This window comes from Pseudogemmobacter sp. W21_MBD1_M6 (assembly GCF_052119585.1).
In the GTDB taxonomy this organism is placed as follows: Bacteria; Pseudomonadota; Alphaproteobacteria; order Rhodobacterales; family Rhodobacteraceae; genus JBGQOJ01.
Map to the genome: position 1 here is coordinate 97332 of NZ_JBGQOJ010000009.1, position 20037 is coordinate 117368.

The 20037-nt window shown below is 58.8% G+C and carries 21 protein-coding genes; 6 read left to right on the forward strand and 15 right to left on the reverse strand.

The window, feature by feature from the left end:
• Positions 1 to 47: 47 nt before the first annotated feature.
• Positions 48 to 2399 (reverse strand): heavy metal translocating P-type ATPase, encoded by a 2352-nt coding sequence (locus ACEN2R_RS11275; protein WP_442042227.1) that lies wholly within the window; start codon positions 2397 to 2399, stop codon positions 48 to 50.
• A gap of 221 nt (positions 2400 to 2620) precedes the next feature.
• Here ACEN2R_RS11275 and ACEN2R_RS11280 point away from each other — a divergent pair, with 221 nt between their 5' ends.
• A complete protein-coding gene (locus ACEN2R_RS11280; protein ID WP_442042229.1) occupies positions 2621 to 3235 on the forward strand; it encodes an efflux RND transporter permease subunit in 615 nt (204 codons plus the stop codon).
• A gap of 50 nt (positions 3236 to 3285) precedes the next feature.
• Here the strand turns inward: ACEN2R_RS11280 and ACEN2R_RS11285 are convergent, their stop codons facing one another.
• The 10 genes from ACEN2R_RS11285 to ACEN2R_RS11330 all read right to left on the reverse strand — a co-directional run bounded on the left by ACEN2R_RS11285 (position 3286) and on the right by ACEN2R_RS11330 (position 11728).
• Positions 3286 to 4527, reverse strand: coding sequence for a sialidase family protein (locus tag ACEN2R_RS11285; RefSeq protein ID WP_442042231.1), 1242 nt, complete (start codon positions 4525 to 4527; stop codon positions 3286 to 3288).
• 96 nt (positions 4528 to 4623) lie between these two features.
• Positions 4624 to 5082 carry a c-type cytochrome gene (locus ACEN2R_RS11290; RefSeq protein ID WP_008282869.1) on the reverse strand — a complete coding sequence of 153 codons (459 nt, stop codon included), beginning with the start codon at positions 5080 to 5082 and terminating at the stop codon, positions 4624 to 4626.
• Complete coding sequence (locus tag ACEN2R_RS11295; RefSeq protein WP_442042234.1) at positions 5079 to 6383, reverse strand: ABC transporter transmembrane domain-containing protein; 1305 nt, start codon at positions 6381 to 6383, stop codon at positions 5079 to 5081. The genes ACEN2R_RS11290 and ACEN2R_RS11295 overlap by 4 nt, the downstream gene beginning before the upstream one ends.
• Before the next feature lie 8 nt (positions 6384 to 6391).
• The gene (locus ACEN2R_RS11300) at positions 6392 to 6925 is read right to left on the reverse strand and encodes a cupredoxin domain-containing protein (RefSeq protein WP_442042236.1); all 534 of its coding nucleotides are present in this window, start codon (positions 6923 to 6925) and stop codon (positions 6392 to 6394) included.
• 107 nt (positions 6926 to 7032) lie between these two features.
• On the reverse strand, positions 7033 to 7749 hold the full coding sequence (locus tag ACEN2R_RS11305) for a copper-binding protein (RefSeq protein ID WP_045685165.1): 717 nt from the start codon (positions 7747 to 7749) through the stop codon (positions 7033 to 7035).
• Between the two features lie 46 nt (positions 7750 to 7795).
• The gene (locus ACEN2R_RS11310; RefSeq protein ID WP_111550018.1) at positions 7796 to 9154 is read right to left on the reverse strand and encodes a multicopper oxidase family protein; all 1359 of its coding nucleotides are present in this window, start codon (positions 9152 to 9154) and stop codon (positions 7796 to 7798) included.
• A gap of 11 nt (positions 9155 to 9165) precedes the next feature.
• Entirely contained in the window at positions 9166 to 10629 is a 1464-nt protein-coding gene (locus tag ACEN2R_RS11315) for a TolC family protein (protein ID WP_045685159.1), read from the reverse strand.
• Entirely contained in the window at positions 10629 to 10850 is a 222-nt protein-coding gene (locus ACEN2R_RS11320; protein WP_226892491.1) for a hypothetical protein, read from the reverse strand. Before ACEN2R_RS11320 ends, ACEN2R_RS11315 begins: the two co-directional genes overlap by 1 nt.
• Positions 10851 to 10923: 73 nt before the next feature.
• Positions 10924 to 11346, reverse strand: a complete 423-nt coding sequence (locus ACEN2R_RS11325; RefSeq protein WP_350134633.1) for a hypothetical protein — start codon at positions 11344 to 11346, stop codon at positions 10924 to 10926.
• 172 nt (positions 11347 to 11518) lie between these two features.
• Positions 11519 to 11728 carry a heavy-metal-associated domain-containing protein gene (locus tag ACEN2R_RS11330; protein ID WP_093734254.1) on the reverse strand — a complete coding sequence of 70 codons (210 nt, stop codon included), beginning with the start codon at positions 11726 to 11728 and terminating at the stop codon, positions 11519 to 11521.
• A gap of 138 nt (positions 11729 to 11866) precedes the next feature.
• Between ACEN2R_RS11330 and ACEN2R_RS11335 the strand changes: the two genes are divergently transcribed.
• The 5 genes from ACEN2R_RS11335 to ACEN2R_RS11355 all read left to right on the forward strand — a co-directional run bounded on the left by ACEN2R_RS11335 (position 11867) and on the right by ACEN2R_RS11355 (position 17774).
• The gene (locus ACEN2R_RS11335; protein ID WP_442042240.1) at positions 11867 to 14374 is read left to right on the forward strand and encodes a heavy metal translocating P-type ATPase; all 2508 of its coding nucleotides are present in this window, start codon (positions 11867 to 11869) and stop codon (positions 14372 to 14374) included.
• A gap of 19 nt (positions 14375 to 14393) precedes the next feature.
• Positions 14394 to 14813 carry a Cu(I)-responsive transcriptional regulator gene (gene cueR / locus ACEN2R_RS11340; RefSeq protein WP_007120891.1) on the forward strand — a complete coding sequence of 140 codons (420 nt, stop codon included), beginning with the start codon at positions 14394 to 14396 and terminating at the stop codon, positions 14811 to 14813.
• A 107-nt stretch (positions 14814 to 14920) separates the two neighbouring features.
• The gene (locus ACEN2R_RS11345) at positions 14921 to 15790 is read left to right on the forward strand and encodes a DUF305 domain-containing protein (RefSeq protein WP_442042242.1); all 870 of its coding nucleotides are present in this window, start codon (positions 14921 to 14923) and stop codon (positions 15788 to 15790) included.
• Between the two features lie 22 nt (positions 15791 to 15812).
• Entirely contained in the window at positions 15813 to 16577 is a 765-nt protein-coding gene (locus ACEN2R_RS11350; RefSeq protein ID WP_442042244.1) for a MauE/DoxX family redox-associated membrane protein, read from the forward strand.
• A gap of 87 nt (positions 16578 to 16664) precedes the next feature.
• Positions 16665 to 17774 carry a permease gene (locus tag ACEN2R_RS11355; protein WP_007121398.1) on the forward strand — a complete coding sequence of 370 codons (1110 nt, stop codon included), beginning with the start codon at positions 16665 to 16667 and terminating at the stop codon, positions 17772 to 17774.
• Here ACEN2R_RS11355 and ACEN2R_RS11360 read toward each other — a convergent pair.
• Genes ACEN2R_RS11360 through ACEN2R_RS11375 form a run of 4 tightly spaced genes read right to left on the reverse strand, consistent with a single transcriptional unit; the run spans position 17771 to position 19990 of the window.
• Positions 17771 to 18511 (reverse strand): cytochrome c biogenesis CcdA family protein, encoded by a 741-nt coding sequence (locus ACEN2R_RS11360; protein WP_442042246.1) that lies wholly within the window; start codon positions 18509 to 18511, stop codon positions 17771 to 17773. The genes ACEN2R_RS11355 and ACEN2R_RS11360 overlap by 4 nt on opposite strands.
• Positions 18508 to 18999 carry a hypothetical protein gene (locus tag ACEN2R_RS11365; RefSeq protein WP_442042248.1) on the reverse strand — a complete coding sequence of 164 codons (492 nt, stop codon included), beginning with the start codon at positions 18997 to 18999 and terminating at the stop codon, positions 18508 to 18510. The genes ACEN2R_RS11360 and ACEN2R_RS11365 overlap by 4 nt, the downstream gene beginning before the upstream one ends.
• Positions 18996 to 19700 (reverse strand): SCO family protein, encoded by a 705-nt coding sequence (locus ACEN2R_RS11370; protein WP_093734047.1) that lies wholly within the window; start codon positions 19698 to 19700, stop codon positions 18996 to 18998. The genes ACEN2R_RS11365 and ACEN2R_RS11370 overlap by 4 nt, the downstream gene beginning before the upstream one ends.
• Entirely contained in the window at positions 19700 to 19990 is a 291-nt protein-coding gene (locus tag ACEN2R_RS11375) for a hypothetical protein (protein WP_442042250.1), read from the reverse strand. The genes ACEN2R_RS11370 and ACEN2R_RS11375 overlap by 1 nt, the downstream gene beginning before the upstream one ends.
• Positions 19991 to 20037 lie beyond the last annotated feature (47 nt).

Below are 20037 nucleotides of genomic sequence, written 5' to 3' on the forward strand. Positions count from 1 at the left end.
GATCTTTTTACCTGTCCACTCATATCGGTATCGGTATGTCTGATCAATCAATGGCCGTGCGCCAGGGCTCCCTGCGCCATCTTCTCGCCCACTTGCTCACCCCCGGACCCGTCCGGCCGATCCTTCTTGGCCCGGAGCAGCCTTAGTGCGTTGGCGACTACCAGTAGCGAAACGCCGACATCCGCAGCGATGGCACCCCACATTGTTGCCATGCCGAACGCTGTCAGCCCGACGAACAGCGCCTTCGTCGCAAGCGCAATTGCGATGTTCTGATGGATGACGTTCATGGTGCGGCGCGAATGCCCGATCAGCCACGGCACTTTGGCGATGTCGTCCGTCATCAGGGCGATATCGGCCGTTTCGATGGCTGCATCCGATCCGACCGCGCCCATGGCGATGGCGAAATGCGCCCGCGCCATGGCTGGGGCGTCATTCACACCATCTCCGATCATTGCCACGACATCGTAACTGGCAACCAGTTCTTCGATTGCCGCCACCTTGTCTTCTGGCAGGAGTTCTGCGCGAACCTCATCGATGCCGACTTCCGCCGCCACGGCGCGCGCCGTGCGTTCATTGTCGCCGGTCAGCATGATGATCTTTTTTACGCCCTGGGCATGCAGGCGTGCCACGACCGCCTTCGCATCCGGGCGGATGCGGTCGCGCAGTTCGATCAGGCCCAGCAGGCGATCCCCCGAGCCTACGGCCACGAGTGTGCTGCCAGCCCCTTCGATCCGTTCCAGCAGGTCGCGGGGGATCGCTTCGCCAAGCCCCTTATCGGTCGCAAATCGATCCGAACCGAGCCAGACGGGCTGACCCTCCCAGGTTCCCTCGACACCGCGGCCCGGCACCGTTTGGGTGTCGGTAGCCGCCGACTGCTTCAGCCCATCGCGTTCGCCGCGCGCCAGGATGGCCCGCGCAAGAGGATGCGAAGAGCGGGCTTCCAGCGCGACAGCGGCGCTCAGAAGGTCGCGCTCGGCCGTGCCGCCCAAGGGATGCAGACCCGCGACCTCCGGTTCTCCCATGGTGATCGTCCCGGTCTTGTCCATTGCCAGAGCTGTCAGGCGTGACGGCGCCTCCACATAGGCACCGCCCTTGATCAGCACGCCATTGCGTGCCGAGGCCGCGAGCGAAGCGACGATGGAGACCGGCGTAGAAATCACGAGCGCACAGGGGCAAGCGATTACCAGGAGAACCAGTGCATTGTAGAACCAATAATTCCATGCCCCCGCGAACAGCAGCGGTGGAACGACGGCGATTAGAACCGCCAGCACCATGACAATAGGCGTGTAGATGCGGGCGAACTTTGTGACCCACTGTTCAACCTCGGCGCGGCGCGAATGAGCGTCGCCTACCATACGGATGATTTTCGAGAGCACGGTATCGCCTGCGGCCTTGGTGGCCCTGACCGTCAGTGTGCCGTCGCCGTTGATCGTTCCGGCATACACTTCATCGCCAGTTTCCTTTGCCACAAGAGCACTTTCCCCGGTAATCGGAGCCTGATCAACATCGCCGCGACCCTCGGTCACCTCTCCGTCGAGCGGGATACGGTCTCCGCCGCGCACCACGAAGCGGTCACCGATCGCAACCTGAGCCGCAGGAATATCGGTCTCCGATCCGTCGTCACGAATGACGCGCGCCGTGGGTGGTGCCAGGTCCAACAGGGCCGAGACCGCGTTGCGCGCACGCCCCACGCTCCAGGATTCGAGAGCGAGGGACAGAGCAAAGAAGAATGCGACCGTCGCCGCCTCGAAAAACTCGCCCAGCCCGATCGCACCGGCTACGGCAACGATCATCAGGAGGTTCATGTCAGGCGACAATCTACGCGCGGCGGACCAAGCCTTGGGGGCGACCAGCCAGGCTCCGAACACCACCGCCAGCATGAACAGCCCCATCTCGACCAGAGGCATAGACGTCTCGCCATGACCGGAGAAGAGCCGTAGTGCGCCTTCGGCCCCGGTCTCGACGATATGGTAGAGGAACCCGGCGGCCCAGAAGCCACCGCTCAGGCCCGTGAAAAGACGCTGGCGCGCGAAATGCGCCGCTTGATCCGCTTCGGCGCTTTCGGCATTCCACATCTTCGCGCTCATGCCTGTCGAGCCGACGATCTTGATGATGTTGTCGTCACTGAGCGGTTTGGCGCTTTCGAGGATGGTCATCCTACCATTCAACACATCGAAGGCCAGATGCTCGCTGCCGCCGACTTCCGGTCCGACGACCTTGTTCAGGATCGCGACCTCTTCCGCACAATCCAGCCCGTTAACGCGAAAACTGCGTCCGGAGGATGGTGGAGGTGCTGCCACCTGCGCGGTGTCTTCGGCCGTCTGGCCGCAGCAAGCCTTTGTGTCTTTGCGATCATCCTGATGACCGTGCGGATGCGTGTCTGGACCGTCGTGGGACATGGGAAACCTCTGAGAATAAGCGTTGAGCCAAAGATAGGAGCTTCAGTTGCTAGAGGTTCAAGAAGTTTCTTGGGATGTTCTGTGCTTAAGGCCATCACAATCAGCACTGTACCTCCTCTGAACTGTTCGGGCGCGACAGCGAGGCGATTGGACTTGACCTTCCATCTACGGGAAGCACTATTTGCGGTCCCAGTGTAGTTTTTGAAAGGCTGGGCTATTCTTTGGGCTGGAGCGGTCAGTTCGAATACCATGAACGCGCGAAACAGCGGCTGGCCACTGTTGTGCCGCTGACGCTGGCGCTGATCTTTCTGCTGCTTTACCTAAACTTCCGCCGCCTGACGGAAACCTTGATCGTGATGCTGTCGCTGCCTTTCGCTCTGGTCGGTGGCATTTGGCTCATGTGGTTCATGGGCTTCAACATGTCGGTTGCGGTGGCCGTCGGGTTTATCGCGCTGGCCGGGGTGGCGGCTGAAACCGGAGTGATCATGTTGATCTATCTGGATCAGGCGTTGAATGAAGCGCGTGCCCGCGCGGGCGACAGGGACCTGACACGCGACGAGCTCTACGCCGCGATCATGGTGGGTGCAGTAGACCGCGTGCGCCCCAAGATGATGACAGTTGTCGCAATCATGGCCGGCCTGATGCCGATCCTTTGGGCGCATGGCACCGGGTCCGAGATCATGCAGCGCATCGCAGTGCCCATGATCGGGGGAATGGTGTCGTCAACCTTGCTGACCCTGATCGTCATTCCGGCGGTTTATGCCATCATCAAAGGGTGGAGCCTGAAGCAAGCCGGTACAGTGCCTGATTTGGCCCTCGGGCAGGCCGCAGAATAAGGGCAACGGCGTCAAGCAAGCAGTAGGATATTGAGATGTATGCTCGAAACCTATGGAGTTACCGCGACTTCGACCATGCGGATTGTAGTGTCCCCATCCGCGCCGCCGGTCGGCTGCGTCCATGCCACAAACGCACCGGCGTCTCCGCGCGCCATTCGGGGAAAACCGATCGATCCGCCGCCCCGATTGATATGGAGCGCCTGAGGCGCCGCGCATCCGGCACTTCGCGATATGTAACACATGACGATCGCTTCACCGCCTCCCACATATTCAATCCAGAGCGCCAATGCGCTTCCATCCGGCATTTGCAGAACATCCACCCGTCCAGCGGCTGTGCCGAGGTCAATGCGGAGCGGTTCGTCAAACTGCGCACCGCCATCGGACGAAAACGCGATATAAACCTCCGGTTTATTCTCAGCTGCAGTGAACCAGATGACGGACACCTTGTCGTCCATCGTATCAACGGCTGGGCCATTTACGGGGCATCCGGAGATCTCCCATCCGTCGTTATGGATCGTGGCGGGCTGCGTCCATTCCCCGTCGGCGTGCCGCACAACCGATATATCGCGGATTTCATCGGCGGTTCGGTCACGATAAACCGCAACCATGTCGCCCGAGCCGGTCCGTGCCGCGGACGTCTGACAACAAGTACAAGCGCGCGCGTCCAACAGGCTTTCTGGCTTCATCGTTCCGTCAGAGTTGATCTGTCGTGCGCGCAGCTGCATCGCATTCTCGAAGTTTTCGCCTTCTGTTTGACTGTCATACTCCCGGCCATCCAGCCACAGCGCCGTCAACCCGCCAAACTGATCGGGAACCAACGAAACAAAACCGTGCTCGCGTTGTGATCTGTCATCATGGGGAACAAGCGGTTCCGTCCAGCTTCTGCCTTCATCTTTAGAAAAAGCGATATTGACGTCATATTGGTAATCACCCTCCCCATTCAGTTTAAGCCATTGTGCCGCCAGGCCGCCATCAGCCAGCACCGCTACCGATGGAAAATCGGCCCAGTTGATGTAAATCTTTGACGATTTATGAATTGTGCGAGCGTCCGACCACTCGCTGCCATCAAGGATGGCCATGCGAACTTCCGCTTCGGCTCCGTTTTCTTCTGTCCAACTCAATACGACCCGGCCATCCGGCAAGGTTGCAAGTGATGGCTCACGGGCACCGATGCCGACCGGGGCTGCGCGGTCGGTCAATCTGAAGAGGTCGGTTTCCTCGGCATATGTTGCGGTGAAAGAACTGGAAAATGCAGCAAGGATCAGGATCGATGCAGCGAGACACTTACTCATCTAGAGAATTTTCCCCAACAGTTGTGGCCATGTCGCGGCGAGCCGAATGGTCGTTGACCGCGAACCAAATCCCACCCTTCTGTCCGTCGAAACGGCTCAATTGATCCCATTGGCACGCTGCAATGCTCGAATGTACGTCACGATAGCAAGGATCTCCGATCGCGTCACGCCTTCAACCGCTGGCATGTTTCCAAATTTCCAATGATGCGCCCGCACTCCATTTTGCGCCGCGAGGACAAACGCCATGTCGCTGTGATGGCTCGGTTCGTAAATCTTGTGAACAAGCGGTGGAGCAACGCCATCCCGGCCTTGCCCGTTCAGCCCGTGGCACACGGCACAGACCGCATCATAAGCGCCTGCGCCGATTTGCTCTTGCTCTGTAAAACTTGCTGGTAGCGTGACAGTTACAAGCGCGCCTGCGGGAAGCGCGACGCCCTCATCCGTCTGCGTACCTGTTTGAGAGTAATCCGGCTGCATGATGTACCAGCCTGCTGAAGCAACGGCGATCAAAGCAAAGAATATTGCTGCCCATTTCATCCCATCAAACTCCTTCATGATGTTGCTATGGCCCCCTGCCCTACCAAAGACAAAGCTGGGTATCTCTGCTTGGATCGCTCGAATTGGCCAGCCTCTTGTGGCACAGTGTTGTCTGGCTGAGCATGCCCCAATGGCTGAATCGATTTGCTTAAAAAAGCCATGATTTCCTGATACCGGATCCGCGTGTCTTCCAGCGTCTGATAGTAATTGAAGAGCTCTTTCAGCGGTGCCGAGAATTCCTTGTGTGCTGCCAGGACGGCCACCAGCGCGCCGAGTGTAATGCGACCTTCAATGACAAAATATCCACCCAAAGAGTAGAACAGGAATGGCGTCAGCGCGGTCAGAAAATTGTTGAGGGCCTTGATGAAGAACTTAAGACGGAAAATCTTCCTGCGCACGCGCTCAAGCTCTCTAAAACTTGTACTCACTGGCAGCAGCCCGGCCGGATTGACCTGTCGTTCGCGCAACTGATCGCTGAGCTGCCTGCCAAGTTGTCGGACTTCCCTGATCCTTGTGCGTGAAAGGGCGTTGACCCGGCGTTGTAGCTTGGGCAGCAGCACGAGCTGAATTGGCAGCACCGTCAGTGCGGCGGCACCCAACACAGGGTCCTGAACGAACATGAAAGACAGGATCGTCAGAAGCGTACCGCCTTGCAGGATTGGTAGCGCAAGGACATCTGCAGCAAAGCCACCTATGGGCTCAACTTCCTGTGCGAGAATAGGGATGATTTCGCTCTGGTTTCGAGCGTCTGGATCGCTGCGCCAGTGCCGATAGACCAGCAGGCGGAAGCGCCGCAGAAAACGCTCAGCGACATACCCTTTGAAGACATTAAGGCCATATTTGTTTAGCCCGTTCAGGATGATCGCCAGAAGGTAAAGACCGCAAAGCAGCATGAGGAAAACGACCTGATCGAGGTCTTGTCCTAAAATGGCAATCGGGAAACGGCCTGAATCCAGAGCGTTGTTTACGATCTGTTTTGGCAGTTCTAAAGTCAGATAGAGTATAGGCATTGCGATGAGGCTAACCAATATCATCAATGCCTGCTGACTTCTGGAGTAGCGCAAGACAGTCTTGAAAAGACTTTTTTCAAGCCCTCGTATGGGCTCTGTGTGTAACGCCGGCGTGCTACGGTACTTCCAAAGCTTCAGAATGCCGCGAATAGCAAGATATGAGCCAACGGTGATCAGCAGCGCGGGGGCCAAGACCAGTATGAGATGAATGAACGGATGCACCCAGTCTGGCGTGGCATCGTTGTAGTCGTACCCAAAGGCGGCAGCTACGTCGTGTACAAGCAGGTGATACCTGTCCAAGAGTGACATTGAAAAGTCTAGCCCTTGGATTTCGGCGCAAGGTGATCGTGCACGATGATGACGCCCCACATGCCCGCTTCCCGGTGGCCGGGGATCAAGCATACGAACTCCAGGTTGGTCATATCGGAGAACTCCCAGATCAACTCGGCATTTTGTCCACTAGGGATCGAAACTGAATTGGCGTTGTCATGTTGCATATCGGGATGTTCGCGCATCCACTGCTGGTGTTCTGCAACCTCGTTAAAGGAGCCGAGAAAAAACTCGTGATCCAGTCCGCCCAGATTGCTGATCAAAAAGCGGATAACTGAACCGCTCTCGATGTGGAGTGCGTCCGGCTCGAAAAGCATGTAGCCGCTTTCTGTCTCCCTGATGGACAATTCAATCGTCGTGTCGATTGAGGAGCCATCACCGGGTTTCCCGATCGGATCATGGCCAGGCACTTCGAAGGCTCGCGCGTGAGGCTGCTGGCCCTTGCCACTGGAAGCGCCCACTGAAAAAGCCGGAAGGACAAGCGCAAGGGCGATGGTGCAGGTTCTCAGGTAATTTTTCATGCTCGGCTACCTCCGTAGCGCTTGATTTTTTGGGATCTTCTTGCTTGCTCGGGCCAAGCCTCAAATCCATGGGGCCAAGGCGTTTGCCCTGGCCCCATGGATTTTCATCACTTGATCTGTGTGACAGTGAGTTTGCCCTTGACCCGGTCAGCGACGAATTCGATGTCCTGACCTTCCGACATGTTCGCGATCATCGTCTCGTCCGCGCGAAACACCATGGTCATGGCGGGCATGTCGAGTGTGACCAACGGCCCGTGGATGATTGTAACCTTGCCGGCCTTGGCGTCGATTTTCTTGATGGTGCCGCTCGTGTATTCCACGTCAGCCTGAGCCATCTGGTCACCTACTGCGACCTCACGGTGCATGCCGGATTCGTAGTGGCCGGCGATCAAGCATGCCGCTTCGAATGTGCCAGAATTTGCGAAAGTCCAGACAACCTCGCCCGAAGCGCCCGCATCGAGACGGATACGGTTCGGATCGTCATGTTCCATGTCCATCTTGGCCATTTCGATCTTATGCTCGGCATTACGCTCTACCGTGTCGAGGACAAATTCATGCTCCAGCTCACCCTTGTTGGTGATGTTGAAGCGGATGGTTTCGCCCTCCTTGATATCCATCGGCTCACTCTCGATCAGCATCTGGCCCTCATCGTTTTCGAGCAAAGTGACGTCGATTGTGCGGTCAACCTTGGCGGCGTCACCCGGCATGCCGACCATCATTGCGGCTGGCTTGGTCTCCCCATGTCCACCGTCGTGTGTACCTGCAGCAAAGGCCGGTGCTGATAGCGCGATCGCGAAGCTTGTCGTCAAAAGAAGATTTCTCATTTTATTGTCCTGTAGGTTGGTTCGGTTGGAGATGACGAAGGGCCGCTCAGCCCTTCGAGGTTGGTTTCGGTGTGAGAATGGTCTTGGGGCTGTTGTTGGAGGCAAAGTCGGGTAATTCGCCAGTCCATTCGTAGGCCATCTCGCCCGGAGGGTTCTCGTACCAGCCGGGATCGGAGTAATCGTCCGCGTCGATGCCGTCCCGCACCTTCACGACCGAAAACATGCCGCCCATCTCGATGGGTCCGTACGGGCCCCAACCCGTCATCATCGGGATGGTATTGTCGGGTAGCGGCATTTCCATTTTTGCCATGTCCCCCATGCCGGACATGCCCATCGGCATGTATTCCGGCTGGAATTGACGGATCTTCTGGGTCAGCGGCTTCTTGTTCACCCCGATGAACGTCGGCACGTCATGGCCCATGGCGTTCATCGTATGGTGCGATTTGTGGCAATGGATCGCCCAATCTCCCAGATGATCGGCGACGAATTCGTAGGCGCGCATCGCACCTACGGGAATGTCGATGCTGACCTCCGGCCACTGTGCTTCAGGCGGCACCCAGCCGCCATCCGTGCAAGTGACCTTGAAGTCATAGCCGTGCATATGGATCGGGTGGTTCGTCATCGTAAGGTTCCCAACCCGTACTCGCACCCGGTCGCCCTTGTTCACGACCAGCGGATCAATGTCGGGGAAGATCCGGCTGTTCCAGGTCCAAAGGTTGAAATCCGTCATCGTCATGATGCGGGGTACATAGGTACCCGGATCGATGTCGAAAGCATTCAGCATGATCAGGAAATCACGATCCACCGGCATGAATGTGGGATCCTTGGGGTGGACCACGAACATGCCCATCATCCCCATCGCCATCTGGGTCATTTCATCGCCGTGGGGGTGGTACATGAACGTTCCGGACTTCACCAAGTCGAATTCGTAGACGAAGGTTTTGCCCGGCGGGATGCTTGGATGGCTCAATCCGGAGACCCCATCCATGCCTGAAGGAAGAATGAGCCCGTGCCAGTGCACCGTTGTGCCTTCCGGCAGCTTATTGGTGACGTAGATGCGCACCCGGTCGCCTTCGACTGCTTCGATCGTCGGGCCGGTGGATTGGCCGTTGTAGCCCCACAAATGCGCGATCATGCCGTCGGCAAGCTCGCGTTCTACCGGTTCGGCCACGAGGTGAAATTCTTTCACCCCGTTGTTCATCCGGTGCGGCAGGGTCCACCCGTTCAATGTGACCACAGGTGTGTAGTCCGGCCCGGAATTGGGACGCGCCGTGATCGCCGTTGCTGCGCTATCCATTTGGGCAGCTTCGGGCAGGCCCATGTTCAGGGTTTGACCCCAAGCTTTCGAAGATACCAGCGTTGCACCTGCCGCGCCGGCTCCGAGTAATTGACGTCTATTTAGCATGTCAGTTCCTTTCAGTGTCCTGCGCCGCCACCGGCGGCAAGTGTCGCGCCTTCTCCACCAGCACCGCCACCGCCTTCGCCGCCGCCATAGATCGCAGCGGTCAGATCAGCCTGTGCCATGTAGAATTCGCGTTTTGCGTTTGCCGCTTCCAGTGATGCGCCCAGTTTCTCGCGCACGTCTGTCAGCAGCTCGAAAGTGTTGGTGATCATGCCGTTATAAGACAGCAGCCCCTCTTCTTCGACGGTCGTGCGTAGCGGCACCAGAACGTCGCGATAGTGGCGGGCGATCTTATACGCGGCGTGATAGGAGGCTTCAGCACCACGCGCTTCGGACCGCACGTTGACGGCTCTTTCTGCCAGCACGTTAGCTGCTTGCAGGTACGACAATTCCGCCTTGCGCATCCGTGCCTTCCCGGTGTCGTAAATCGGGATTGCGAACTCCACCTCCACCTGAGGGGTGGTCACGGTCTCCGTTTCTCCGTCCTCAATTTCCCGCTCCGCTTCGAACCCGGCAATGAATTCGAGATCGCTGATAATGCGAGTCTGATCAGTCAGACCAAACGCCTTGGCCTGTGCTTCCAGGCCAAGTTTGGCAACGCGCAGATCAACCCGATTTCGCAATGCTTTCGCTTCGATGTCAGTCACACGGCCGACGGAACGCGGCAGCGCAGGAAGGGCATCGGGCACATAATAGTCGACTTCGGTGCCCCACAGCCCCATGAGCCTGGTCAAAGCCTCCTTGGACCGGGTAGCACTCAATCGTGCCTGGGCAAGTTGTCCAGCGAGTTCGGCATTGAATGCCTGCTCGCGGGCCTGTCCAGCTTTGTTGAGTGCGCCGGTCTCACCCAGCCTCATAGCCAATTCCGATCCGGCGTCAGACGTCGCCTTCGCACGGCGGAGATAACTCACAGCCTCGAAGGCGGCTACGGCATCGACCCATGCCTTCCGCGTCTGATTGGCCAGTGCGAGTGTGTCGTTCACGGCGCTCAGTTGAGCCTGCCGGAAGTTTGCGTCTGCAATGGCCGTACGCTGCTTGCGAGTGGTGGCATCGAGCACGTTCGACCGGATCAGTCCCTCGATCGCCCTGTAGGCACCCAGTTCGGGCGCACCGATGCCCAGTATACCAATCGACACGATCGGGTTTTCCGGCGTCGATTGCTGCCAGGCCTCTGCGGCCGATAGGCCAACGTTCGCATAGGACGCCTGCAACCCTTTGTTGTTCAGAAGCGCGACCTGAACGGCGGTGTCCGCCGAAATGGTCTTGCGGTGCACCATTGCGTGCACCTGCTTCTTCAAGGCCTCGTTTTCGGCCTGGGTTTCGGCGAAGGCTGTCCGTTTGCCGATGGCTGGTGTGACCTGGCTGGAAATGTTGGCGAAGCCAGCTTTTGGTTCCGTGTAGATGCCCGGTACAGCTGCAGCACAGGCACCCAAGATTAGCGGAAAGCCGAAAACCAGCGGAAACTTCGATACCCGCATCAGTTGCCCTCCGTCTGTTCTTGATTGACGGAACGCCAGTCGCGGGGACCTGTAGGGCCGCGATAGGTGTAGCCCGCCAAGGGGTCCTGATAGCTGATCGGCGATGAAACTGCCGTGTTGACGACGGCCTGTTGGGTCGCGACGGACGGCAACGGGGTGGGCTCATAGGCGCATGCGCCAAGCCCGAGGGCCGAAGCCCCCATAAGTAGATGAATTTTCATGAAAGTAACCTGATTGGTGAACGTTGTCTCACGCAGACTCTGCGCAAGGCTCACACCCGATTTGGGCGCCGGTTCAGATCAGGAATCGAGGGGGCCGAAGAAACCCTGCTGTTTCTACCGAATACGTTCGACCGTCCAGAATGACATATTCACTTGTACCAACCGGCTCTGCTCTGATCCTGGTGTCTTCGATGAAGACGACAGAAATACAGATGCCGTTGCAACACTCTTGGGATTGTTGCTCTTTGCCATCCTTGTCGGACGCTGCGATGTCGATGTCGCTTGCGACCCCAAGCTTCTCATGCGCGTGATGCGCATCGCTTCCGGTGTCATGAGTCATGGCAGCACCAACGACACCAACAGACTTGGCTTGATGTCCGTCATGCATGCCGGACGCAGCGTGAGCGGCAGAAGGTGGTGAAAACACCAATGCCAGCGCAAACGCAATGCACGTAAACGCCCTTGACCAGCTTGATATGAAAACTCGAAAGCTCATGCCGCGAATATCGGAGAGCGATGCAGTACAGTCAATCCGTCCTGCGCAGGAAGGTTTGTCGCTTTTTTTGAAACAGGCGAGTTTTGGCCGCTGCTGTCAGAGAGTGTTGCATGTCAGCGACATAGAGAGAGCCACTATCTCCGTCCAGCGGAGCGTTGCTGACGCATCTTGGCTACTGAACCTCTGCCAGCTTCTCAGACCTGTAGCCCGCATCGCTGATCGCTGCGGCCAATGCAGTTTCATCCAGAGTGCTGTCGACGTCGACGATACGTGCAGTCAGATCGCACGAAACCGTTGCATCTGGGTCGGCCGCCATAATGGCCTTTTGGATGGAAGCGGTACAATGGCCGCAACTCATGTTCGGTACGCTGAATCTGAACATCGCAATCTCCTTTGACGACATGCATGTAAGGCGTTCCGGCGCGGGAAGGTCAATGGCCAGAATTTTATTCTACATGCCTGTTGACCTTCCAGTAACTGGAGGCCCTATCTGCAGGAGTATCAGAACAAGGAGATTCTCATGTCGGATCCGCGCACCCTTCGGCTTTCCCTGCAAAACATGTCCTGCGCTTCCTGCGTCGGCCGCGTGGAACGTGGCCTCACGCGTCTGCCGGGGGTCAGCGATATCCGTGTCAATCTCGCCAACGAGACCGCCCAGGCGCAGATCGACGCACCGGAGCGCATCGCCGAAATCGCCACGACCCTTCAGGAGATCGGCTATCCGGCCCGGAGCCGGAGCGTACGTCTGAACATTTCATCTATGTCCTGTGCCTCGTGCGTCGGTCGGGTGGACAAGGCACTGGCAGTGCTGCCGGGCGTGCTGGACGTGAACGTCAACCTTGCCTCGGAAACCGCTACAGTCAGCTATCTGGAGGGCGCGGTCGCGGTTGCCGACCTCATCAAGGCGGCCAGCGACGCGGGTTACCCCGCCACGCAGGCCGAAGACAGTTCATCGGAAGACGCAGGAGCCCGTAGGAACGAAGAGGCGCGGGTTCTGGCACGACGGACTGTCGTGGCAGCGACCCTCGCCCTGCCGGTGTTTCTACTTGAGATGGGCGCACATCTGATCCCCGGCATGCACGGTCTGATCGGTGACACCATCGGCCACTGGACCAGCTGGATGATCCAGTTCGTGTTGACCACGGCAGTCCTGCTCTGGCCAGGACGTACTTTTTACACACGCGGTTTCCCGGCACTGTTGAAAGGCGCGCCGGACATGAACAGCCTTGTCGCGGTTGGCACATCGGCGGCCTACATCTATTCACTTGTGGCGCTTTTCGCACCGACGCTGCTGCCCGCGGGATCGCGCGCGGTCTATTTCGAGGCGGCGGCGGTCATCGTGGTGTTGATCCTTCTGGGCCGCTGGCTGGAGGCCCGCGCCAAGGGCCGGACCGGGGCTGCGATCCAGAAGCTGATGGGCCTTCAGGCAAAGACGGCCCGTGTGCTGGTTGACGGGGAGCCGCAGGATGTGGCCATCGACCGCATCGTCGCTGGCGACATTCTGATCGTGCGCCCTGGCGAGCGGATCGCAGTGGATGGTGAACTGACCGAAGGCAGTGCCCGTGTGGATGAGAGTATGATCACCGGCGAACCGGTGCCGGTCGCCAAATCCGTGGGCGATCCCGTCACAGGCGGCACCGTCAACGGCAGCGGTGCCTTCCACTTCCGCGCGACGCGTGTGGGCGCCGACACGACGCTGGCCCAGATCATCCGGATGGTCGAAGAGGCGCAGGGCGCCAAGCTACCGATTCAAGGGCTGGTGGACCGGATCACCCTCTGGTTCGTGCCCGCTGTCATGGCATTGGCGCTTTTGACGGTGATTGTCTGGCTGTTGGTCGGTCCTTCGCCCGCGCTGTCCTTTGCTTTGGTGGCCGGTGTATCTGTGCTGATCATCGCCTGCCCCTGCGCGATGGGGCTCGCCACGCCGACGTCGATCATGGTCGGCACGGGACGTGCCGCCGAGATGGGCGTGCTCTTCCGCAAGGGCGACGCGTTGCAACAGCTATCCAGCGTGGATGTGGTGGCGCTGGACAAGACCGGAACGGTTACCCAGGGCCGCCCGGAACTGACCGATCTCGTGCTTGCGGACAGCTTTGACCGCACCGAGGTGCTGGCGCTTGTCGCCGCTGTCGAGGCGCAATCGGAACACCCGATCGCCGAGGCAATCGTGCGCGCGGCAAAGGTCGAGGGCGTCGCGCGGCATGACGCCAAGGATTTTGAATCCATCACCGGCCACGGCGTGCGGGCAAAAGTGGCGGGCCGCGAGGTGCTTGTCGGGGCCGACCGCCTGATGACCCGCGAGGGGCTGGAGATTGGCGATCTGGCCGATGAGGAGCGCCGTCTGGCCGAACAGGGCCGCACCGCACTTTTCGCGGCGATCGACGGTCGTGTCGCCGCCGTCATCGCGGTGTCCGATCCGGTGAAGCCGTCCAGCGCCGCTGCAATCCGCGCCTTGCACGCACAGGGACTGAAGGTCGCCATGATCACCGGTGACAAGCGCGAAACGGCAGAGGCTATCGCCCGCGAAATCGGCATCGACCATGTGATCGCCGGCGTTCTGCCCGACGGTAAGGTGGCGGCGCTCGACGATCTGCGCGGCGCGGGCCAACGCATCGCGTTCGTTGGCGACGGGATCAACGACGCACCCGCGCTTGCCCATTCGGACGTTGGGATCGCCATCGGCACCGGCACCGACGTGGCCATCGAATCCGCCGACGTGGTGCTGATGTCCGGCGATCTGCGTGGCGTCGTGAACGCCCTCGAAGTGTCGCGAAGCACCATGCGCAACATCCGCCAGAACCTGTTCTGGGCTTTCGGATATAACGTCGCCCTGATCCCGGTTGCGGCGGGCGTGCTTTATCCGGTGTCGGGGCTTTTGCTTTCACCGGTTCTGGCTGCCGGTGCGATGGCGCTCAGCTCTGTCTTCGTGCTGACGAATGCGCTGCGGCTGCGCCGCGTGCGCCCGGCGATGGACGAAACGGCGCGCCCCGCCTCTGAAGCCTCGGCATCCCCAATTCCAGCTGAATGAACTCAAGGAGGAAACGATTATGAACATCGGAGATGTGGCCGACCTTTCCGGCCTTCCCGCCAAAACGATCCGCTACTACGAAGACATCGGTCTTGTCGAACCGCTGCGCAGTTCAAATGGCTATCGCAGCTTTCGGCAAAGCGACGTGCACAAGCTGGCCTTTCTCGGCCGGGCACGGGCCCTTGGATTCACCATCGAGGATTGCCGGAGCCTGCTGAAGCTTTATGCCGATACTGACCGCGCCAGTGCCGAGGTGAAGCAGATTGCCGAAGAGCATCTTGATCGGATTGACAGCAAGATCGCTGAACTAACCGAAATGCGCGCGACGCTGTCGCATCTTGTGGATGCATGCGCGGGTGATCACCGCCCCGATTGCCCCATCTTGGCCGATCTGGCGATGGAACAAAAGGCGGGCAGTATCAGCAAGGCGTCCGGGTAGCTCTGACGTCTGCAAAAGCCGAACTTTCCCGAAAACTACGGAACATTCCAGCGCAGCAATGTTGTTCCTTCTATAGGACATCAATTTTTCGAGACTGGAGGTTTCCAATGACATACATACGCTTTTTCGCGATGATCGCCACATCCACGGTGGTGATGTTCATCCTGATGTATCTCAACACCTATCTGCTGAGCCATATCTTCTGGTCCGAAACACGCGCCTATATGGCCGTGCTGATGGGGGCCATAATGGCGATCATCATGCTGGGGTTCATGCTGTCGATGTACTCCAGCAAGGCGATCAACGCTGCCATCTTTATTGGCGGCGCCGTGGTGTTTGCCGGATCCCTCTGGCTGGTCCGGAGCCAGTTGACCGTGGGCGATACCAGCTACATGAAGGCAATGATCCCGCACCATTCGATCGCGATCATGACATCGAGCCGCGCCAACATTTCTGACCCTCGGGTGCGCAAACTGGCTGACGAGATCATCTTTGCCCAAGACAAAGAAATCGCCGAAATGCGGTATCTGGTGAATGACATCGACACGAATGGTGACGCGGCTGATGAGGGTCTGGATGGTTCAGCCCGCATCGTCGATCTGAACGAGGCACTCTCATCCGCCGAAATCGCCATCCTTGATCTGGAATTCCTGACCGGCGATGAGATCGCGCAGCTTTTCCCGGATGGGGCCATCTGCACCTTCAAGTATACCACGACCAGCAAACCTGTGCTTGCCGCAGGACAGATCGAAGGTGCCCCGGCGGCGCTGGCAAAGATCAGCGGCGACCTGGTGCGTCTTGGTTCAACCGACGCAACCGGCACCTTGAGCACCGAAGGAATGTCCGTACGCCTCAGTGCGCCGGACGGGGCTGCGGCCCTGGAAAACAGTGGTGAAGTGCAGGACGCCAACCTCGTGCTCGAGCTCGATGCCGGCCTGCGGGCAGGCTATCGCGGCTATTATGGCTGCGACGCCTGAACCCTGAAACGGAGGATATGACATGCCAAGAGACACAACCCAGACAGCCAAGCTTTACCGGATGGTGATGCCCGACCACCTCTGTCCCTATGGGCTCAAATCCAAGGACCTGCTGGAGCGCAAGGGTTTTGAAGTCGAGGATCACCCTTTGACCACGCGTGAGGACACCGACGCGTTCATGGAAGAGCACGGCGTCGAAACCACCCCGCAAACCTGGATCGGGGACGAGCGGATCGGCGGATATGACGACCTTCGGGTCCATTTCGGCATCGATGCGCCGGAAGACGAACGCTCGGACACGTCCTACCAGCCGGTGATCACGATCTTTGCCGTCGCGTTCCTGATGGCGCTCGGTTTGTCGTGGTACAGCTTCGAGAACATTTTCACCCTGCGCGGGCTGGAATGGTTCATTTCGATCTCGATGTGCTTTCTGGCGGTACAAAAACTTCAGGATGTCGAGAGCTTCTCGACCATGTTCCTGAACTACGACCTGCTGGCGCGTCGGTGGGTGCGTTATGGCAAGATCTATCCGTTTGGAGAGGCTTTCGCAGGTATCCTCATGGTCGCCGGGGCGCTGACCTGGCTTTCGGCACCGGTGGCCTTGTTCATCGGCACTGTTGGCGCAGTATCGGTTTTCAAGGCGGTCTATATCGACAAGCGTGAATTGAAGTGCGCCTGCGTCGGCGGCGACAGCAACGTACCGCTCGGCTTTGTCTCGCTCACAGAGAACCTGATGATGATGGTCATGGGGATCTGGATGCCGATCAGGGTCTATCTGATCGGCTGAAAGGCGGGTGCCGTTTTCATATCCCTCGGACTCGTTCTCCCGATAGATGCGCAAGTCGGACAGCACTGCGAAAAAGGGTGAAGCTGAATGGACCAGATAATCGAAGCATTCACGACCGGGGCGGGCATGCTCTGGAAGGCGCTCTGGGCGCTCATCTTCGGGTATATCATCTCCGCAGGCATCCAGATTTTCGTGACACGGGATCAGATGGCGCGTGTTCTTGGCGACCGTGGTGCCAGGAAGGCAGGCATTGCCGGCTTCTTTGGGTTTGTGTCATCGTCCTGTTCCTTCGCGGCTCTTGCCGCGTCGCGTTCGATCCTCGTGAAGGGTGCGCATCCGGTCAATTCGATCGCCTTCCTGATTTCATCGACAAATCTGGTGATCGAGCTTGGAATCGTCCTTCTGGTCCTGCTGGGCTGGAAATTCATGGTGGCAAATTTCATGCTTGGCATCCTGATGACGATCTACGCCTATGCCCTCACCCTGATATGGCTTCCAAGGTCGTTTGTCGAAAGCGCAAAAGAGCATGCGGAGAAGGCCCAATCCGACGAAGGTATGGACAGGGACCAGACCATGAAGGGTTCGTTCCGCGACAAACTGCTGTCCCGCGAAGGATGGGACCGGATCGCCCGCGCTTTCTTCATGGAATGGAAGATGGTCTGGAAGGAGATCCTCTTCGGCTTCACGGTCGCGGGTTTCATTTCCGTCTTTGTGCCGCAGAGCTTCTGGAACGCGATCTTTCTGGTCGGAGATGGCGGTGCGCAGGACGCGCCGGGCTTCCTGATCGTTCTTGAAAACGCGCTGGTGGCACCGGTCGTGGCCTTCTTCACCTTCATCGGGTCGATGGGCAATGTCCCCCTGGCTGCGATGCTCTGGTCGCGTGATGCGTCGTTCGGAGGCGTGATCGCCTTTCTCGGAGCCGATCTTGTTGCTGCCACGGTGATATGGGTGCACGCAAAATATTACGGCTGGCAGTATGCGCTCTATCTTTCAGGCTTGCTGTACCTGTGCATGGTCGCTGCGGGAATTACGGTGCATTACCTGTTCGCTCTCGTAGGGATGATCCCGACCGAGCGGCCTTCGCTTCAGGAAATGGTCCGGTTCAGCATCGATTACACGTTCTTCCTCAACCTGATCTTTCTTGTCATCGGGTCAGCACTGATCTGGCTTCACATCAGGAATGCCGAGGAAGACTAACCGATTGAGGCCAAGAATGGGAAGGTTCCCAGAAGCCAGTAGGCAAACCGGGACAATTGGCCGGTCATGATGGCAACGCCCATGATGATCATGGCGACGCCCGCGCCCTTGTAGAGCCAGCGACCGGCTTTGCCGATCTGTCTGACCCGTGCGGCGATGGCGTCGGTGAACAGCGCGGCCAGCAGGAACGGCACGCCCAGCCCTGCGGAATAGATCGACAACAGCCAGATGCCGTCCGACATACCGCCGGATGTCGAACTGAGCGTCAGGATTGCGCCGAGGATCGGCCCGATGCAGGGCGTCCATCCAAAGGCGAAGGCCAAGCCCAGGACGTAGGCTCCAAGCGGGCGACCCCCCGGAATGTCGAGTGTGAAGCGGGTGTCACGCGAGAACGCTTCCAGACGGAAGGCACCCAGCATGACCAGTCCGAACAGGATGATGATCGCCCCGCCCAGATAGTTGAGCTCAGTGCGCCAAGTCAGCAGCAACGACCCGAGCGCGCTGGCCCCGGCCCCCAACGCGACAAAGACCGTGGAGAACCCCAGAACGAAGCAGGTGCTTAGCCCAAGTGCGTTGGCGCGCGCCCGCAGGCCGACCGATCGCGTCGTTCGCAAATCCGGCTGGCCTGCGATGTAGGAAACATAGCCCGGAACCAGTGGCAGGACGCAGGGTGACAGGAAGGAAATGGCCCCCGCCAGAAAGGCCGCGAAGATGCCGATGCCGGAAATATCCATCATGCTTTATGCTCGGCGCTGAAGGGTCGCGCCGCCCACCAGAAGGCAATCAGCGGGATTACGATCCATTGCAGCACGGGCGACAGCCCTGCATCGAGGACCGGAATGATCGGCATCAGGTCCGAATAGGCCCAAGCCGCGCGGATCACGATGTTGAGCCATTCGCTGAACAGCGTATATCCCAACCCGAACACCACCGTCAGGACGGTTACCGAGCGTCGTGTCGGATTCACGAAGGGCCAGCTGCGGCCCGTCAGCATCAAGGCAAGCATCAGCGCGCTCATGGCAATCAGGATGTCGCCACCCGTGCAATGAACCGCAGCGAAGATGATCTCACCCCAGGTGCCCTCGTTCCAGATCGTGTAGAGCGGCAAGTGGGCGAACTCCCAGATCAGATTAGCCGGGATGATCACCAAAAAATACCGACGGAGTGCTGTCAGGGAAATTCCATCCGGCGCGGACTGCATAACGCCAATCGCGATATCGCTCATTGAAACGCCCCCGTCAGCCGATCCCACCAACCGCGTTCGCGACGTCGGTGCTGGGCCTTGTTGATCAACTCGCTGACATAGAGGATCAGGTTCACATTCTTGAATTCCATGCCATGGAACTTTGCGGCGAACCGCCCCCCGATATCCACGACATGGGTGACCGCACCGTGCATCATCATGTCGCTGTCGGTGGTCATCGTGAATTCTAGCCCATAGTCCCGCGCCAGAAGGCGCGTCGCGTCCTCAGCCTGATCAGGCCGTTTGGTCAGAATGACCCAGTTGGTCGGATCGAACCCATGCCGGTCCCCGTACCCGCGCAGAACGTCAGGCGTGTCATTCACGGGATCGGTTGTGATCGAGATGAATTGCACCAGATCCCTCATCGGCCCGTCGTTGATCGAAGCCTGGACCGCCGCGATCTTTTCCGCATGGAGCGGGCAGATATCCGGGCAGTTGGCGTAGATGAAATGCAGGATGACAACCTTGTCGCTGAAATCGGACAGGCGCACAGAATTGCCCTCCGCATTCTGCAACTCGAAATCCGGGGCCTGTGCTGCGTCGATGGCCTGGAAATATGGCTCCATCTCGAACATCCGCGCATCCAGATTTTCACCCGGATGATCGGCGGAGGCCGCAGAGGAGATCGTGGCCGCAAGTGTCGCCAAGGCGGCGCGCCGGGTTAGATAGATAATCAACTGCATCACCTTTCGGATTGATCGGGCTTGCCACCACCCGCATCGTTGCATTTCCCGCCGGACCCGCCCTTCATGCACAGACCAAGCCCGCACATCGCGGCACAGGGTGCCAGCGAGACCAGGACAGGCGCGAGACCGATCGCGGTGAGCCATCCCCAGTTCAGGGCCATGCCGCCGCCCATCACGGTTGCCGCACCGACGAACAGCAATCGTCTGCGCATCAACCACCGGGTCCGTTTGCCAGCGTTTTCGATGCCGACGGCGCCCGCATCGTTGGAAGATGATATGTCGGTCATCCGGAAACTCCTTTTGAAGTTTGAGGACCGGTCATTCTGATAACTGA

Coding starts and splice junctions, on each gene's coding strand:
- ACEN2R_RS11275 (WP_442042227.1), bottom strand. CDS start 2,399: ATGTCCCACGACGGTCCAGACACGCATCCGCACGGTCATCAGGATGAT.
- ACEN2R_RS11285 (WP_442042231.1), bottom strand. CDS start 4,527: ATGAGTAAGTGTCTCGCTGCATCGATCCTGATCCTTGCTGCATTTTCC.
- ACEN2R_RS11290 (WP_008282869.1), bottom strand. CDS start 5,082: ATGAAGGAGTTTGATGGGATGAAATGGGCAGCAATATTCTTTGCTTTG.
- ACEN2R_RS11295 (WP_442042234.1), bottom strand. CDS start 6,383: ATGTCACTCTTGGACAGGTATCACCTGCTTGTACACGACGTAGCTGCC.
- ACEN2R_RS11300 (WP_442042236.1), bottom strand. CDS start 6,925: ATGAAAAATTACCTGAGAACCTGCACCATCGCCCTTGCGCTTGTCCTT.
- ACEN2R_RS11305 (WP_045685165.1), bottom strand. CDS start 7,749: ATGAGAAATCTTCTTTTGACGACAAGCTTCGCGATCGCGCTATCAGCA.
- ACEN2R_RS11310 (WP_111550018.1), bottom strand. CDS start 9,154: ATGCTAAATAGACGTCAATTACTCGGAGCCGGCGCGGCAGGTGCAACG.
- ACEN2R_RS11315 (WP_045685159.1), bottom strand. CDS start 10,629: ATGCGGGTATCGAAGTTTCCGCTGGTTTTCGGCTTTCCGCTAATCTTG.
- ACEN2R_RS11320 (WP_226892491.1), bottom strand. CDS start 10,850: ATGAAAATTCATCTACTTATGGGGGCTTCGGCCCTCGGGCTTGGCGCA.
- ACEN2R_RS11325 (WP_350134633.1), bottom strand. CDS start 11,346: ATGAGCTTTCGAGTTTTCATATCAAGCTGGTCAAGGGCGTTTACGTGC.
- ACEN2R_RS11330 (WP_093734254.1), bottom strand. CDS start 11,728: ATGTTCAGATTCAGCGTACCGAACATGAGTTGCGGCCATTGTACCGCT.
- ACEN2R_RS11335 (WP_442042240.1), top strand. CDS start 11,867: ATGTCGGATCCGCGCACCCTTCGGCTTTCCCTGCAAAACATGTCCTGC.
- cueR (WP_007120891.1), top strand. CDS start 14,394: ATGAACATCGGAGATGTGGCCGACCTTTCCGGCCTTCCCGCCAAAACG.
- ACEN2R_RS11345 (WP_442042242.1), top strand. CDS start 14,921: ATGACATACATACGCTTTTTCGCGATGATCGCCACATCCACGGTGGTG.
- ACEN2R_RS11350 (WP_442042244.1), top strand. CDS start 15,813: ATGCCAAGAGACACAACCCAGACAGCCAAGCTTTACCGGATGGTGATG.
- ACEN2R_RS11355 (WP_007121398.1), top strand. CDS start 16,665: ATGGACCAGATAATCGAAGCATTCACGACCGGGGCGGGCATGCTCTGG.
- ACEN2R_RS11360 (WP_442042246.1), bottom strand. CDS start 18,511: ATGATGGATATTTCCGGCATCGGCATCTTCGCGGCCTTTCTGGCGGGG.
- ACEN2R_RS11365 (WP_442042248.1), bottom strand. CDS start 18,999: ATGAGCGATATCGCGATTGGCGTTATGCAGTCCGCGCCGGATGGAATT.
- ACEN2R_RS11370 (WP_093734047.1), bottom strand. CDS start 19,700: ATGCAGTTGATTATCTATCTAACCCGGCGCGCCGCCTTGGCGACACTT.
- ACEN2R_RS11375 (WP_442042250.1), bottom strand. CDS start 19,990: ATGACCGACATATCATCTTCCAACGATGCGGGCGCCGTCGGCATCGAA.